14 protein-coding genes and 1 tRNA gene are annotated in these 14868 nt (G+C 61.1%); 4 read left to right on the forward strand and 11 right to left on the reverse strand.

Going from position 1 to position 14868, the window contains the following annotated elements; genetic code table 11:
• Positions 1 to 45 precede the first annotated feature (45 nt).
• The 4 genes from ACN0SC_RS02420 to ACN0SC_RS02435 all read right to left on the reverse strand — a co-directional run bounded on the left by ACN0SC_RS02420 (position 46) and on the right by ACN0SC_RS02435 (position 2949).
• Positions 46 to 936: an NAD-dependent epimerase/dehydratase family protein gene (locus tag ACN0SC_RS02420; RefSeq protein WP_417248074.1), complete on the reverse strand. Its 891-nt coding sequence runs from the start codon at positions 934 to 936 to the stop codon at positions 46 to 48.
• Positions 937 to 966: 30 nt separating this feature from the next.
• Positions 967 to 1485 carry a lipocalin family protein gene (locus ACN0SC_RS02425; protein WP_417248075.1) on the reverse strand — a complete coding sequence of 173 codons (519 nt, stop codon included), beginning with the start codon at positions 1483 to 1485 and terminating at the stop codon, positions 967 to 969.
• A complete protein-coding gene (locus ACN0SC_RS02430) occupies positions 1473 to 1835 on the reverse strand; it encodes a hypothetical protein (protein WP_417248076.1) in 363 nt (120 codons plus the stop codon). Before ACN0SC_RS02430 ends, ACN0SC_RS02425 begins: the two co-directional genes overlap by 13 nt.
• A 70-nt stretch (positions 1836 to 1905) precedes the next feature.
• Positions 1906 to 2949 carry an aldo/keto reductase gene (locus ACN0SC_RS02435; RefSeq protein ID WP_417248077.1) on the reverse strand — a complete coding sequence of 348 codons (1044 nt, stop codon included), beginning with the start codon at positions 2947 to 2949 and terminating at the stop codon, positions 1906 to 1908.
• Between the two features lie 211 nt (positions 2950 to 3160).
• On the opposite strand from ACN0SC_RS02435, the gene ACN0SC_RS02440 reads away from it, so the two are divergent.
• Positions 3161 to 3808 carry an ImuA family protein gene (locus tag ACN0SC_RS02440; RefSeq protein WP_417248078.1) on the forward strand — a complete coding sequence of 216 codons (648 nt, stop codon included), beginning with the start codon at positions 3161 to 3163 and terminating at the stop codon, positions 3806 to 3808.
• A 72-nt stretch (positions 3809 to 3880) separates the two neighbouring features.
• Complete coding sequence (gene metG, locus ACN0SC_RS02445; protein ID WP_417248079.1) at positions 3881 to 5599, forward strand: methionine--tRNA ligase; 1719 nt, start codon at positions 3881 to 3883, stop codon at positions 5597 to 5599.
• Between the two features lie 109 nt (positions 5600 to 5708).
• Here the strand turns inward: metG and ACN0SC_RS02450 are convergent.
• A tRNA-Leu gene (locus tag ACN0SC_RS02450) sits at positions 5709 to 5795 on the reverse strand.
• A gap of 190 nt (positions 5796 to 5985) precedes the next feature.
• On the opposite strand from ACN0SC_RS02450, the gene ACN0SC_RS02455 reads away from it, so the two are divergent.
• On the forward strand, positions 5986 to 6732 hold the full coding sequence (locus tag ACN0SC_RS02455) for a rhomboid family intramembrane serine protease (RefSeq protein WP_417248080.1): 747 nt from the start codon (positions 5986 to 5988) through the stop codon (positions 6730 to 6732).
• 30 nt (positions 6733 to 6762) lie between these two features.
• On the opposite strand, the gene ACN0SC_RS02460 is transcribed toward ACN0SC_RS02455, so the two are convergent.
• From ACN0SC_RS02460 to ACN0SC_RS02470, 3 genes are all read right to left on the reverse strand, one after another.
• Positions 6763 to 6993: a pilus assembly protein gene (locus ACN0SC_RS02460; protein WP_417248081.1), complete on the reverse strand. Its 231-nt coding sequence runs from the start codon at positions 6991 to 6993 to the stop codon at positions 6763 to 6765.
• Between the two features lie 151 nt (positions 6994 to 7144).
• Complete coding sequence (locus ACN0SC_RS02465; RefSeq protein WP_417248082.1) at positions 7145 to 7933, reverse strand: inositol monophosphatase family protein; 789 nt, start codon at positions 7931 to 7933, stop codon at positions 7145 to 7147.
• Between the two features lie 91 nt (positions 7934 to 8024).
• Positions 8025 to 8927 (reverse strand): LysR family transcriptional regulator, encoded by a 903-nt coding sequence (locus ACN0SC_RS02470; protein ID WP_417248083.1) that lies wholly within the window; start codon positions 8925 to 8927, stop codon positions 8025 to 8027.
• Between the two features lie 99 nt (positions 8928 to 9026).
• Between ACN0SC_RS02470 and metF the strand changes: the two genes are divergently transcribed.
• Positions 9027 to 9869, forward strand: coding sequence for a methylenetetrahydrofolate reductase [NAD(P)H] (gene metF, locus ACN0SC_RS02475; RefSeq protein WP_417248084.1), 843 nt, complete (start codon positions 9027 to 9029; stop codon positions 9867 to 9869).
• 32 nt (positions 9870 to 9901) lie between these two features.
• Here metF and ACN0SC_RS02480 read toward each other — a convergent pair whose 3' ends face one another.
• The 3 genes from ACN0SC_RS02480 to ACN0SC_RS02490 form a co-directional block, all read right to left on the reverse strand.
• Entirely contained in the window at positions 9902 to 10942 is a 1041-nt protein-coding gene (locus ACN0SC_RS02480) for a DUF2235 domain-containing protein (RefSeq protein WP_417248085.1), read from the reverse strand.
• Entirely contained in the window at positions 10929 to 13232 is a 2304-nt protein-coding gene (locus ACN0SC_RS02485; RefSeq protein ID WP_417248086.1) for a xanthine dehydrogenase family protein molybdopterin-binding subunit, read from the reverse strand. The genes ACN0SC_RS02480 and ACN0SC_RS02485 overlap by 14 nt, the downstream gene beginning before the upstream one ends.
• 142 nt (positions 13233 to 13374) lie before the next feature.
• Positions 13375 to 14541 (reverse strand): type III PLP-dependent enzyme, encoded by a 1167-nt coding sequence (locus tag ACN0SC_RS02490; RefSeq protein ID WP_417248087.1) that lies wholly within the window; start codon positions 14539 to 14541, stop codon positions 13375 to 13377.
• Positions 14542 to 14868 lie beyond the last annotated feature (327 nt).

Genomic DNA, 14868 nt, shown 5'->3' on the forward strand with positions numbered 1-14868 from the left:
CCCCCATAACGCTTCGTGATCGTGCGGAAGGGGCCGCGCCGCCCGCTACCCGTCGAGCACATCGCGCCAGTTATGAACGGGCGAAAAGCCCAGTAAACGCTTGGCTTTTTCGTTGGAATAGACGGTCTCCTCGCCCTCCAACGCACGTTTGACAGGAACGCCCTGATAATAGCGGTCGATGATCTCCTGCGTGGTGAGGTTGACCGAATGGTTGTCGTTCGAGGCGTTGAAAATCTCGAATCCCAAACCGTCCTTGTGCAACATCAGATCGACCATCTGGCCAAGGTCGCGTGCGTCGATATAGGCAAAGATATTGCGCCGCCGCATGTCGGGGTTGGCGAAATAGGCAGGGAAGTTCTCGGCATATTCATGCGGCTCGATCACGTTGTTGATGCGGATACCGTAGATGTCGATGCCAGACCGCTGATGGAAGGATTTCGCCGTGACCTCGTTGACAACCTTCGACATGGCATAGCTGTCCTCGGGAACAACGGGATGCTCCTCATCCACAGGCAGATACTCGGGCTTGCGCTCGCCATCGGCGAAACAGACGCCATAGGTGGTTTCCGATGAGGCGAAGATCACCTTGGGAATACCGAGCTTCACCGCCGCTTCCAGCACGTTGTAGGTGCCCATCGTGTTGACGCGGTAGGTCTCGTTGTCAGGGCGCAGCAGGATGCGCGGCACGGCGGCGAAATGCACCACCGCGTCGAATTTCGGCACGCCCGTTCCCGGCTCCAACTCGTCGAAATTGGCGTAGGATGTCAGCGCGTTAAAGACCTGACCGCTGTCGGTGATATCGACCGTCAGGTTGTCCACACCCTCGCAATCGAGCGGCACAAGGTCGGCGTTCACGACCCTGTGGCCCTTGCCGAGCAGGTAGGGAACCACGTGCCGCCCTGCCTTGCCCGAACCGCCTGTAAACAGAATGCGCATGATGTTTCCTCCCTAAGCGTCTTTCTTGTCTTATCGGCGTCGTGCAGGTGAGAGGCGGGCGATGTCGAAACCGTTCCACGCCAGTATCTCCCGCGCCGCCGCGCGTTTGTCGTCCCTGATCTCCAGACGCCGCGACAGGATATGGGCGCGGCCCTCAGGCGTGGCGAGCACCGCCACCTCATACTCCTGATCGACCCAGAGCACCCATAGCTCACGGCCTTGGAAGTCGAACCGCCCTGGCCCGATGCGGCGGGCAAATCCGCGCTGCGGCGCACCATCGGCGCAGGGGCCTTCGGTCACGGTCATGTCGCCACTCTTTTGCGGCGAGAAGGTCACGGCCCCGATCACGCAACTCGCACCTGCAGGCAGGTAGGTCTCCACCTCGTACCAGCGCCCTGCGAAGGCCTTGGCATCGAAGGCGGCCAGCGAGGACATCGGCACGGAGGCATCCCGCGTTCCCGTTGCCTCGGGCGCACCGCCAAGGCAGGCCGACAGCATCATAACCGCCGCCATTGCCAGCATGGGCCGCGTGCGGGTCAATCGAGGCACAGCGTCACCATACGTCCAGAACTGTCGAGCACGTCATTGCACCCGATTAGCGGCTTGATCGGCGCGCAGGAATGTGAGCGTGCGAGGCATTCGGTCTCGCAATCAGTGGAGCGTTCACAGGTCTTGCCCGCGTCACGCGGCGTGGTGAAACAGGCCAACAACCCCGCATGACCAGCCTCTCTCCACTCCCCTCCGCGCGCCTCGCAGGCGGCTTGGGCCTTGGTGATATTGGACGGGTCGCTTTCCGCGGCACCGGGGCCGAGAATAAAGTTGCTGCCCTCGGGTTCGGTCTGACATGCGGTCAGCAAGACCGTCGCACAAAGCACGGCGGCAAGGCGCAGTCGGTTCATAGTGGCCTCCCCTGTCTTTCACGCGCCCGCTCTCGCGGGCGCTTCTGGAATGGCACGTTACGCGCCCTCCTCAGAAAGGCAAGGCGTGGAGGCGGTAGGCCTTGGCAATATCGGCGAGAACCTCGTCGGAAAGCGTCAGATCCTCGGCATCCAGCGAGTGCTGGAGCTGCTCCACCGAGGTCGCCCCGATGATCGGGATCACGTCGAAGGGCCGCGTCATCGTCCATGCAATCGCCATCGCGGTCGGGTCCAGACCATGCTTGGCCGCGACATCGACATAGGCCTGGGCCGCGGGCCAGACCTGCGGCGTCACGCGCCCGCCAAGGTCGCCGTTGATCGCAAGGCGCGTGCCCTCTTCGATCTTGGTGCCACCCTCGTATTTGCCCGTCAGCAGACCACAGCCGAGGCAGGAATAGGCCAGAAGTGTGATCTCCTCATGCTTGGCCAGTTCCGCCATGTCGGTGTCATAGAGACGGCACAGCAGGGAATATTCGTTCTGGATCGACTGCATCCGCGGCCCGCCCGTTTCCTCGGCGATGCGCAGCCATTGCGCCATGCCCCAAGCGGTCTCGTTAGAAGTGCCGAACTCGCGCACCTTCCCCGCCTTTTGCAACTCGGCCATTTTCTCACTCACCGCACGCATCTCGTCTAGGATCTCCTCCTTCGACGGTTGCTTGCTGGGATCATAGCTCCAGTGCTGACGGAAATGGTAGGAACCGCGATTGGGCCAGTGGAACTGGTAGAGATCGACGTAATCGGTCTTGAGCCGCTTCAGCGAGTTGTCCAGATGCGTCTCCAGTGTCTCGGGCGTGATTCCTTCCGGCCCGATAATCCCCGACGGTCCCGCGATCTTCGACGCCACGATCCAATCCTCACGATCACCGCGCTCGGCGAAATATTCCCCGATGATGGCCTCCGTGTCGCCAACCGTCTCCTTGCTGACGGGGTTCACGGGGTACATCTCTGCCGTATCCATGAAATTCACCCCCGCCGCCTTGGCGTGGTCAATCTGGGCATGGCCCTCTTTCATGGTGTTCTGGGTGCCCCATGTCATCGTGCCGAGACAGATTTCGGAGACGTTGAGATCACTTTTACCGATCTTGCGGTAGCGCATGTGCAGTCGTTCCTTTTGCCGCGCACCCGTCCTTGGCGCGGGTGGCTTTATCGGGCGCTATCCTATGGGTCAGGCAACAGATGACAAGGGCGCAAACCCCGCGCCTCGCGTAGGTGCGCCTTGCACATTTGCGGGAGTCGGACGCCTCCGCAGCCTGCGCCGCCCTCTCGCCCCCGAAGGAAACGAATCTCTTTAAGAACAAAAAGAGAACATGTATCCTACCACCATGCCACAGCAACTGATCACCAAAGGCGGGATGCCCCGCCGCGACCGCCCCACCGTGACGCTTGCGGGAGAGATGACGCTGGCGCTCGGACGGGTGCATGAAATCTGCGGACGGGCACGCCATACGCTCGCCGCCGAAGTGGCCGCCGCGACCTCGGGTGATGTGATCTGGATCGCGCCCGCATGGTGGCCCGGACGGATCAACGGCGACGGGCTGTTTCATATCATGGAGCCGGGGCGCGTGATCTTCGTCCATCCAACGCGGCCCGAGAACATCCTGTGGTGCATGGAAGAGGCGCTGCGCTCGGGCGTGGTGCCGCTGGTGATCTGCGAAGTTCCCGAACCGCCACCACTGACGCCCGTGCGGCGTTTGCACCTTGCGGCCGAGGCGGGACGCGAGATCGGCAAGTGTCACCCGCTCGGATTGATCGTCACCACGGGCAAAGGCGGAGCAGCGGGGGTCGAAAGCCGCTGGTCGCTGGAACCCGCCCACAGGATCGAGACAGACCCGCGATGGCACCTCTCACGCCTGCGCGACCGCACCGCACCGCCCAAGGACTGGATACTCCACCGCCACGGCGGGCGCCTTGTCCCTGCACCCCGCGCCCCCGCGCAGACACGCGAAACCGCCTGACCCTCTGGCCCTTTGGGCAAAGGCGCGCTAGAGACGGTGCGACAGAATTCCAACGCACGGAGCCGCACGGCCATGGCACGCACGCTCATCACCTCCGCACTGCCCTATATCAACGGGATCAAACACCTCGGCAATCTCGTCGGCTCACAGCTTCCCGCCGACCTCTACGCGCGCTACCGACGCGCGCGCGGCGACGAAGTGTTGTTCCTGTGCGCCACCGACGAACACGGCACCCCCGCCGAGATCGCCGCACAGAAGGCAGGCAAGGACGTTGCCGAATACTGCACCGAGATGCACGCGGTGCAGGCGCAACTGGCAGCGGGCTACCGTCTCTCCTTCGACCATTTCGGCCGCTCCTCCTCACCGCAGAACCACAGGCTCACGCAGCACCTCGCCAAGCGCCTCTTTGAAGAGGGGCTGATCGAGGAAGTCGAGGAAACACAGGTCTATTCCAAGACCGATGGCCGCTTCCTGCCCGACCGCTATATCGAAGGCACCTGCCCCAACTGCGGGTTTGAAGGCGCGCGGGGCGACCAGTGTGACAACTGTACCAAGCAGCTTGATCCCACCGACCTCATCAACCCCTATTCCACCATTTCGGGCGCAACCGATCTGGAGGAGCGCAAGACCAAGCACCTCTACCTGCGTCAATCGAAGATGCGCGAAGCCCTCTCCGAGTGGATCGATTCCAAAACCGACTGGCCGATCCTGACCACCTCGATTGCGAAGAAATGGCTCAACGACGGCGATGGTCTGCAAGACCGTGGCATCACCCGCGACCTCAAATGGGGCGTGCCCGTCCAGAAGGGCGACGAGCCGTGGGAAGGCATGGAGGGCAAAGTCTTCTACGTCTGGTTCGACGCGCCCATCGAATACATCGCCTGTGGCGCGGAATGGGCCGAGGCCAATGGCAAGACGGATGCCGACTGGGAACGCTGGTGGCGCACCGACAAGGGCGCCGACGATGTTCAATATGTGCAATTCATGGGCAAGGACAACGTGCCCTTCCACACCCTTTCCTTCCCCGCCACCATGCTGGGGTCGAAAGAGCCGTGGAAGATGGTCGACTACATCAAGTCGTTCAACTACCTCAACTATGACGGTGGCCAGTTCTCCACCTCGCGCGGACGTGGCGTCTTCATGGATCAGGCGCTTTCGATCCTGCCCGCCGACTACTGGCGCTGGTGGCTCCTGTCCCACGCACCCGAAAGCTCGGACGCAGAGTTTACATGGGAGAACTTCCAGGCTTCGGTGAACAAAGACCTTGCCGATGTTCTGGGCAACTTCGTCTCCCGCGTCACCAAATTCTGCCGTTCCAAGTTCGGCGAAGAGGTGCCCGCAGGCATCGACTACGGCGCGCGCGAAGAGGCTGTTATCGCCACGATTTCCGAGAAGGTCGTCGCATATCAGAACCACATGGACGCAATTGAGATCCGCAAGGCAGCGGGTGAGCTGCGCGCGATCTGGGTGGCGGGCAACGAATACCTGCAAGAGGCCGCACCTTGGGCAACCTTTAAGGAAGATCCCGAAACGGCAGCGATGCAAATCCGTTTTGCCCTCAACCTGATCCCGCTCTACGCGGGCCTCTCCGCCCCCTTCATCCCCGACGCCGCAGGACAGCTCTCCACGGCAATGGGAACGGGCGCGGCCACATGGCCCGAGGACGTCAAAGCCGCCTTCACCCGCCTGCCCGCTGGTCACACCTTCGCGGTGCCCGACAACCTCTTCGGCAAGATCACCGATGCGCAGCGCGAAGAGTGGCAGGAGCAGTTCGCAGGCAAGCGCGACTGAACGGCACGCGCCGCGATTGTTGGAAATGTGCAAGCGGCCTCCCTGACGGGGGGCGCTTGGGCCGCAAGCCATCCGCCCTTTCGGGCGCGGTCTTCAGAGAATCAGATGATGGTACCCGCGGCCGGACTCGAACCGGCACGGCCTATACGGCCTAAGGATTTTAAGTCCTCTGTGTCTACCATTCCACCACGCGGGCGCTTTCGGGCCAGCCGAAAACAGCGCGACAATAGACGCGGGCGGCGCGAGTGAAAAGACCGTTTCGCAGTGGGATGCCTGACGAATGCCCGACAGATGTCCGACACATAGCAGACGGATAGCCGACACAGGCGAACGCGGGTGCGACACATCCGCTTGACGCTCCATGCGTTTGCGGCGAACGTGACCGAATGTTCCCGATACGCGACCACAATCCCTCCCGAAGCCCCGCCATCGTCACCTATGTGCTCATGGCGATCAACATCGCCGTTTTCGCCGCGATGCTGCCTTCCTATGGCAACGATGCGGCCTTGATCCGCATCTATTCCGAATGGGCATTGGTCCCTGCGCGGCTGTCATCGGGCGACGGGGTTACGACCCTTGTTTCCTCGATGTTCATGCACGGCGGCTTCATGCATATTGCAGGTAACATGCTGTTTTTGTGGATATTTGGCGACAACCTCGAAGACGAGATGGGCCCGCTGCACTATCTCGGATTCTACCTGCTGTGCGGGATTGCGGCAGGGCTGGCGCAATACGCGGTCGCGCCGATGTCCCGCGTTCCTATGGTCGGTGCTTCGGGAGCGATTGCTGGCGTCATGGGCGGCTATCTCCTGCTCTTCCCAAAGGCGCGGGTGGACGTTCTGTTCATCTTCATCATCTTCTTCAAGGTGATCCCCTTCCCCGCGTGGTTGATGCTCGGCATCTGGTTCGCACTGCAACTTTTCGGCGGCTTGGGAAGTTTGGATCAATCAGGCGGCGTCGCCTACCTCGCCCACGCGGGCGGTTTCGCGGCAGGCGTTCTGGCCGCCTACCCAACGTGGAAAAAGCGCGGCGGGCGTAGGTTCTGGAACCGGACGCATGGCCATCCGCCACACGCGGAAGCGCGATACAGGATGCAGGCCAGCCGCGTTCCAGTCGTGAAGAGGAGAAAGTGATGGATCTCGCTGCGCACAAGCGCGTAGGGACTAATTCTGTTCTGTCGCCGCTTTTACGGCGTCATAGACATCATTTTCGAGATCGCTGTTAATCGTCTCGGCAAATTCGGTGGTACCCGAACTAATCACCAACATCACAGCGATGCCCAGACCGACAATCGCCGAGGTCAACACGACCCAATCCACCGTTACGGCACCAGCCTCGCTTTTATGAAAGCGGGAAATTGCGTTTTTGATGTAAGCCACTGAATCTGTCTCCATGCATTTCCCCGAAATAACCAGTCGAAATAGGCAAAAATGGGGCATGAAAACGTTGATCTTGGGTGAAACCGTTAACCATACGGTCAAAACAAGACGAGCGGATAGGGCCACGCCTGCCGAGCGCAGCTCACCTTACAAGTGTCAAAGAAAATCAGGTGTTTCGCACGAGGGCGGCAAATCGGTCGAACACTGGCTCGTTTGCGCAGACCACTTCGCCATCGGCAATGCAGTCGCCTTCAGGGTTAATGGGCTCAACCAAACCGCCTGCCTCTTTCACGAGGAGAAGTCCTGCGGCCATGTCCCACGAATTCAGACGACGTTCCCAGAACCCGTCGTAGCGTCCAGCAGCCACATAGGCGAGATCGAGCGCGGCGGCCCCGTAGCGACGGACGCCCGCGCAGGTCGGCAAGATACGCGCAAGATCCTGTAGGGTCGCTGGCAGATCGGCACGTCCGCCGAAAGGCAGCCCAGTGGCAAAAATCGACTCGATCAGCTTGCCACGCTGCGACACGCGGATACGGGTCTCGTTCATCCACGCGCCTGCACCTTTCTCAGCCCAGAACAGTTCGGACTTCGCGGGATCGAAGACAACGGCGGAGACGATCTCGCCCTTATGCTCCAGCGCGATCGACACTGCCCAATGCGGCAGGCCATGCAGGAAGTTCGTCGTGCCGTCGAGCGGATCGACGATCCAGCGGCGGGTGGGGTCTTTGCCCTCGACCGGCTTGCTCTCTTCACCGACCCAACCGTAATTCGGGCGCGCCTCCATGAGCGTGTCGCGGACGATCTCTTCGGCGCGGATGTCGGCGCGGGACACAAAATCACCCGCCCCTTTGGCGGTGACGGTCAGCGCCTCGACTTCGCGGAAATCCTTGACCAGCGAGCGGCCTGCCGCGCGGGCGGCTTTGATCATGATGTTGAGATTTGCGCTGCCTTGCATGGATCGGCTCCGATTGGTCGTTTAAATGGGGCGTATACGCCACGTCCGACACGATGTGAAGCGCGAATGCGTGGTGGCGTTAAGGCTCCGCTCAGCGTTGCAATTTCACCGCCTCGGTTTTTGCAATGCGAATGAAATGGGCCATGTAGGGCTTGGCCGCGTCCTCGTCACGCACCGCCGCATAGAGCCGCCGCGTCCGCCCCTCTTTGGTCAGCGGGCGCACGGCGTAATCGGCATGATCGCGAATGTCGCGCATGACCCAATCGGGCATCACCGCAACACCACGGTTGGAGGCAACGAGCATCAGGATCACATCGGTCAACTCCACCTGTCGCACATGGGCGGGCTCAACACCTGCGGGCGTGAGCAATTCCTTGAATACATCAAGGCGCGCGCGGTCCATCGGGTAGGTAAAGAGCGTTTGGGAGGCAAAGTCCTCCGCGTCGACATATGCCTTTTCAGCCAACGGGTTTTTCGACGACATCACGCATTTAGGCGCGTAGTCGAAAAGCGGGATGAACTGCACCCCCTCGCCCGCATCGGGGTCTGAGGAAATGACCAGATCGACCTCCTCCTTGACCAGCGCGGGCAGAGCACCAAAAGCCAGACGGAGGCGGATGTCCACGTCGATATCGGGCCAGATCTTGCGGAACTGGTCAAGCACCGGCATCAGCCAGTCGAAACAGGCGTGGCATTCGATGGCGATGTGCAACCGCCCCGCCGTGCCATCCTCGATCCCGAGAAACTCCGCCTCGACGGCTTCGATCTTCGGCAAGATTTCCTCGGCCAGAGCCAAGAGCTTCATCCCCGCCGCCGACAGTTTCAGTGGTTTCGAGCGGCGCACAAACAACTCAACGCCCGCTTGATCTTCCAACCCCTTCACCTGATGCGAAAGGGCGGATTGGGTAATGTTCAACCGATCAGCGGCACGCGCCAGCCCGCCCGCCTCGTGGATGGCCTTGATGGTTCTGAGATGGCGAAATTCGAGATGCATGAATGTGAAGCCCGCTCATGTTCAACTTGAGAATTATGAATTTGTCTCACAGAGCGTGTCGTGAGACAAGAGCCTCCAAATTGACACGAGGACTAGCCCATGGCCACCGCGCCCAACATCTCTTTCGAGTTCTTTCCGCCCAAGAACATGGGGGCTGCCTTCGGTCTGTTCGAGACCGTCAACGCGCTGCATTCCACGCATCCCTCCTTCGTCTCGGTGACATATGGCGCGGGCGGGACCACTCGAACGCTGACGCATGAGGCTGTGGAATTGCTCCACAAGAAATTCGACCTCAACGTGGCCGCGCACCTCACCTGCGTTGATGCCACCCGCGCGGAAACGCTCGAAATTGCAAATGCTTATGCGGATGCAGGCGTGACCGAAATCGTGGCGCTGCGAGGTGATCCGCCCAAGGACAAGGGGCAGTTCGAACCACACGAGGACGGGTTTGCCAATTCGGTCGAGCTGATTGAGGCGCTCGCGGAGACAGGTCGTTTTACCCTGCGCGTAGGCGCCTATCCCGACCCGCATCCCGAAGCCGCCGACGAAAACGCCGATGTGCTCTGGCTCAAGCGGAAGTTTGAGGCGGGCGCGGATTCGGCCATTACCCAGTTCTTCTTCGAGCCTGATACCTTCTTCCGCTTCCGCGACCGCGCGGCGTCAGAGGGAATCACGGGCAAGATCATTCCGGGCATTCTTCCCATCGTTTCGCTCGGCGGATTGAAACGCTTTGCCGCAACCTGCGGCATGACGGTGCCAACGCATATCGAAGAAGCATTCGACGCGGCGGGCAATGACAGCGAGGCGCTGTCAATCGATCTGTCGACGAAACTTTGCGAACGGTTGATCGAGGGCGGCGTCGAGGATCTGCATTTCTACACGCTCAACCGTCCTGGCCTGTCGAAAGCCGTGCTCGCCAACCTCGGCATCGCGGGCGCTTAAGCCTACGCGAACCACGCACACACCCTGCCAGCTCATCGCGCGGCGGGGTGGACAATCTCCGATGGGTCGGCGCCAACCTCGCGTTCCACCCGCAGCCAGAAGAGCTTGCCCCACCCGCGGTTCATCCCCGCAGATCGCGCCTGCGGATCGCCGAGAAACCGCGTCCGCCAGTCGCGCGGCAGCTCAAGGCCGTGGCTCTCGGCCTTATCCAGCATCCAAACCAACGTCACATTGGCCAATTTACGCGCCAACTCGTCATCGCCAACCTGCCCGCCGACATCGCCGTGCGACCCGCGAAACCACATCTGCACCAGCTTCTGGTCAGGGTTGTCGGGATTGGTTTTGAACATAACGGGCGCATAGGCACGACGGCGTTCGTTGCGGGCGAGCGCGTGATAGGCGGCGCGAACACAGCGCGCGGGAAACTGGTCGTGGAAGGTGTGAAAGACCGACGAGAAACGCCACAGGATCGGGAAGTGCAATCCGACCGCCGACACCGTGTCCCAGACCCCCAGAAAGGCAATGGGCGTCTTTGCATGGCAGTAGGCATTCGAGAATGCCACTGCGGACGCGCGCGTCGGGTCCGATTGATAGTGGCGAAAAGCGGTAGTGATGTTGTTTTCGGTCGCATGTTCGGCCTTGAGCAGCCCCACCGTGTCGATCAGTCCCGACAGCGAGCGCACCGCATAGGCACCCCGAGAATAGCCAAAGAGGTAGATCCGATCACCAGGATGATACCGTGAGGCAAGCGCGCCGTAGACGCGTTTGATCTGCTGGTTGATGCCGCGGCCTTCGATGACACTGCGCGCGTCGCGCCACGTCCGCCATTGAATACCCGCCTCGTAGCGCACCAGCATATTGGCACCCTGCGCCCCCTCGGCCATCTCGGTGCACAGCCGATAGGTCAGCCCCGCGTTGGTCTCCCGCCCACGCTCCAGCGAGGACATGGTTCCGTCGATCACGATGACATGCGTCATCGGTCCGCGACGGTGTTGACCGCCCGACGTGTGGACCTTTTGACGGAAGGTGAAGAGGCGCGCGATGCGCCCCGCTAGACTATCACTGCGCGGCAATCTCCGCTCCATTCTGTGCGGTGTTGAGCGCGCGCCAGACCTTCTCTGGCGTAAACGGCATGTCGATCTGCCGCACACCAAGAGGCCACAGCGCATCCGTCACGGCATTTGCCACGGCGGCCAGTGCCCCCACGGTCCCCGCCTCGCCGCAGCCCTTCATCCCCATAGCATTATGGGTGGAGGGAACGGGTTCCGAGATGAATTTGACAAAGGGAACATCATCCGCGCGCGGCATTGCGTAGTCCATGAAGGAGGCGGTCAGAAGTTGGCCATCCTCATCATAGACCACCATCTCCGTCAGCGCCTGCCCGATGCCCTGCGCGACACCGCCGTGGACCTGCCCCTCCGCGAGCATGGGATTGATAAGATTTCCGAAATCATCCGTTACGCTGTATTTGACAACCTGCGTCCGTCCTGTCTCCGGATCGATCTCGACCTCGGCGACATGGCAGCCGTTGGGATAGGAGCGACCGTCAAGCACTGCCTGCTGGCGCACGGACAGAAGATCGTCACGCCCCGCCTCACGCGCAAGGGCGGCCACCTCCAGCATGGTCGGCGTCTCGTTGGTGCCTTCGATGCGGAAGCGTTCGTCGTCGAAGTCCACCGCCCCGCCGAAGCGTTCCGCGAGAAAGGCCTGCATCCGCGTGACGATCATCTCAACGGTTTTCAGCGTCGCGTTGTTCTGCGTTGTCACCGAGCGAGATCCACCCGTGCCACCGCCCGACGGGATACGGTCACTGTCACCCTGCACAACGTCGATCATTTCGGCGGGAATGCCCGTTTGGTCGGCGAGGAACTGGGCATAGACAGTCTCGTGCCCCTGCCCGTTCGACTGGGTGCCAACATAGAGATTGACGCCGCCATCCTCGCGGAACTCGACATGAGCCCACTCATCGGCATCCCCCAAAATGCTCTCGATATAGTAGCATAGCCCCCGCCCGCGCAGTTTGCCCGCAGCCTCGGACGCCGCCTTGCGCACGGCAAATCCATCCCAATCGGCCTCGGTCAGACCGCGCATCAGCACCTTGTTGAAATCACCGACGTCGTAAAGCTCACCTGTGGCGGTGCTGTAGGGGAAGGCATCGACGGGAATGAAGTTCTTGCGCCTGAGCGTGACAGGATCGACGCCCAATTCGCGTGCGGCCTGATCCATCGCGCGTTCCAGTGCAAAGATCGCCTCTGGCCGCCCCGCACCGCGATAGGCGTCGACCAGCGTAGTGTTAGTATAGATGCCCCGCACACGCAGATGAGCATTCTGGCAATCATAGGTGCCCATGAGCACTTTTTCGAAAAGCGCCGACTGGATCGCCTGACCGAAATGCGAGTTGTAGGCACCGAGGTTGGAGATCGTGTCCACCGCGTAGGCGATCAATTTATGATCCTCGTCAAAGCCCAATTCACAGATGGATATCAAATCACGTCCCGCATGATCCGACAGCATCCCTTCGGTGCGCTCGGACATCCAGCGCACGGGGCGGCCGACGACCTTGGCGGCAATCGCGAGGACGAAATACTCGGGGAACGGCATCCCCTTGAGGCCGAAACCGCCACCGACATCAGGGTTGGTGATGCGCACCATCTCGGGGTCAATGCGCAGGTTTTCCGCCAGATCGCCTTTCATCCCCCACACGCCCTGACCACCAAATGAAAGATGCACCCGCCCGTCCTCGCCCCATTCGGCGAAAGCCCCGCGCGGCTCCATCGGCGCGATCATCACGCGGTTGTCGTAGACGGGAACCGTGACGCGATGCACAGCCCCTTCAAGCGCGGCACGCACCTCCGCGCCGTCACCCTTCTCGTAGTCATAAGCGATATTGTCAGGCGCTTCCTCGTGGATTTGCGGCCCGCCCGTCTCAAGGCCCGTATGCACAGGCAGATCGTCGAAGTCGACCATGATCATCTCGGCGGCATCGCGCGCCTGCGCCAGCGTTTCGGCGATCACACAGGCAATCGGTTCGCCCACATAACGCACGCGGCCCTCGGCCAGAATGGGACGTTTGGGAGCCGCCGCCTTCGTACCGTCAGCATTGGTGATGACCTCGCCCTTCTGGTAAGGGTGCAGCCCCGAAGGCTCCAGATCGTCAAAGGTCAAAACCGCCAGAACGCCCTCGGCCTCGCGCGCATCCGCGACATCCAGTTCGGTGATCTCGGCATGAGCGACAGGCGAACGCAGGAAAATCGCATGGGCCGCCCCCTCAGGCGCGATGTCATCCACATAGCGCCCCTGCCCCGTCAGAAAGCGCGTGTCCTCCTTGCGCTTGACTGGCTGGCTCTTGCCGAATTTGTCCATTGCGCCTCTCCCTTTGCCATCTCTGTCGCGCACAGGGTCACAAATGAAAACCCCGCCGCTATCGAGAGTAGCGGCGGGGGGACAAAGGTAAAGGGGTCAGGCGCGCATCACCCTTGTGCATTTGGCGCAATTACGCGTGACGTCAGGCAGCGACTTCGACGGGGGCTGCGAGATGCTCTTGCACGGTCTCTACGGTGATGTTTCCAAAACCGTTGAAACGGGTCGCGGTGGCCAGAGAATAGGCCCCGACACCATAGAACATCACGTGGTCCTCTTCTTCCATATCGGCGGGGAAACCGATGTCGGAGGGCAGCTTGTCGGTGCTGTCGCAGGTCGGGCCAAAAACGGTGCGCAGGACAGGCGCGCCGTTGCGCTTGTGCCCTTCTGGACCGAAGGCTTCGATGCGGTCAATCACACCGACGAGGTGCAACTCGGAGAGCGCTCCATAGATGCCATCGTTGATGAAAACATGCTGATCATCGCGGATCGCGCGGACGCGGGTGGCAAGGCTGAAGCTCTCGGCAACAATCGCACGCCCAGGTTCGCAGACCAGCGTGGGCGCGCATTCACCAAATGCGGCGCGGGTTTCGGCCTCGATCAAAGCGAAAATCGCGTCAAGCTCGGGCACCACGTCGTTCAGACGATGGGAGGGGAAACCGCCGCCCACGTTCAGACGATTGATCTGCACATCTGCCTCACGACCAATCTCTGCTGCGGCATGGATATAGGCTTTCCACGCCTGCGGGTCCGTGCATTGCGTTCCAGGGTGGAAGGTCAGCGAGGGCGTGAAGCCTAGTTGCTCCGCCAGACGCACCAGATCAATAGCAGCCTCAACCGTCGCACCGAACTTCGCGCCGAAGTTATAGGCTGCTCCGTCTACGGGCAGTTTGAACCGCACGGAGATTTCCACACCGTCGGCGGGCACCAACTCGCCCAGTTTGATCAGTTCGGAATGGCTGTCGACCGAATAGGATTGCACACCTGCGTTAACCGCATGCTTGATCTCGGAGCGCGAGCGCACGGGGTTGTTGTAGTGCAGCGCGGCATCGGGCGCGAGGCGCAGGATCGTATCGATCTCCACGGGAGAGGCCACGTCAAAGCCACGGATACCCGCATTGATCAGGTTTTCGAGCACCATCTCGTCGGGATTGGCCTTGACCGCATAGGTCACAAAGCCCGGAAAGGCGTCAAGGAAATGACGCGCACTCGCCGCGAGGATCTCGGGCGAAAAGAACAGAACCGGATGCTCGGGAGCATGGTTGCGCAGGTATTCGGCGGGCGTCGCCCAGATATGATTAGAGAGCCCCATCGGCGTATCCTCACCAACAAGGCGCAGCCACTCTCTTGCCCGGGGGTTCCGGTTGGGATTGCGCTTACGCGGTTATCCAAACCAGGGCAGGTGCGCGGTCCGAATCTGCTGATCGACGCGCCCTGTCATCCTGTAATCAGTTTCCGCTATATGCGCGGTGATTTGACCGATAAAAAGAGTTGAAATGTTCGGAAGTGGTAACATTTTGCTAGTTTCGTCGGTTAAATTGACATATTCAGCCACCCTATGCTCTCGCACCGCCCAATGTCTGCAATTGTGAATTGAGCGCGGCAGGCAGGCGGCGCGGATACGGGGACGTGATGTCAG

It is taken from the genome of Celeribacter sp., assembly GCF_048261515.1.
GTDB lineage: Bacteria > Pseudomonadota > Alphaproteobacteria > Rhodobacterales > Rhodobacteraceae > Celeribacter.

Coding starts and splice junctions, on each gene's coding strand:
- ACN0SC_RS02465 (WP_417248082.1), bottom strand. CDS start 7,933: ATGCAAGGCAGCGCAAATCTCAACATCATGATCAAAGCCGCCCGCGCG.
- ACN0SC_RS02420 (WP_417248074.1), bottom strand. CDS start 936: ATGCGCATTCTGTTTACAGGCGGTTCGGGCAAGGCAGGGCGGCACGTG.
- ACN0SC_RS02430 (WP_417248076.1), bottom strand. CDS start 1,835: ATGAACCGACTGCGCCTTGCCGCCGTGCTTTGTGCGACGGTCTTGCTG.
- ACN0SC_RS02485 (WP_417248086.1), bottom strand. CDS start 13,232: ATGGACAAATTCGGCAAGAGCCAGCCAGTCAAGCGCAAGGAGGACACG.
- ACN0SC_RS02440 (WP_417248078.1), top strand. CDS start 3,161: ATGTATCCTACCACCATGCCACAGCAACTGATCACCAAAGGCGGGATG.
- ACN0SC_RS02460 (WP_417248081.1), bottom strand. CDS start 6,993: ATGGAGACAGATTCAGTGGCTTACATCAAAAACGCAATTTCCCGCTTT.
- ACN0SC_RS02455 (WP_417248080.1), top strand. CDS start 5,986: ATGTTCCCGATACGCGACCACAATCCCTCCCGAAGCCCCGCCATCGTC.
- ACN0SC_RS02435 (WP_417248077.1), bottom strand. CDS start 2,949: ATGCGCTACCGCAAGATCGGTAAAAGTGATCTCAACGTCTCCGAAATC.
- ACN0SC_RS02490 (WP_417248087.1), bottom strand. CDS start 14,541: ATGGGGCTCTCTAATCATATCTGGGCGACGCCCGCCGAATACCTGCGC.
- metF (WP_417248084.1), top strand. CDS start 9,027: ATGGCCACCGCGCCCAACATCTCTTTCGAGTTCTTTCCGCCCAAGAAC.
- ACN0SC_RS02470 (WP_417248083.1), bottom strand. CDS start 8,927: ATGCATCTCGAATTTCGCCATCTCAGAACCATCAAGGCCATCCACGAG.
- metG (WP_417248079.1), top strand. CDS start 3,881: ATGGCACGCACGCTCATCACCTCCGCACTGCCCTATATCAACGGGATC.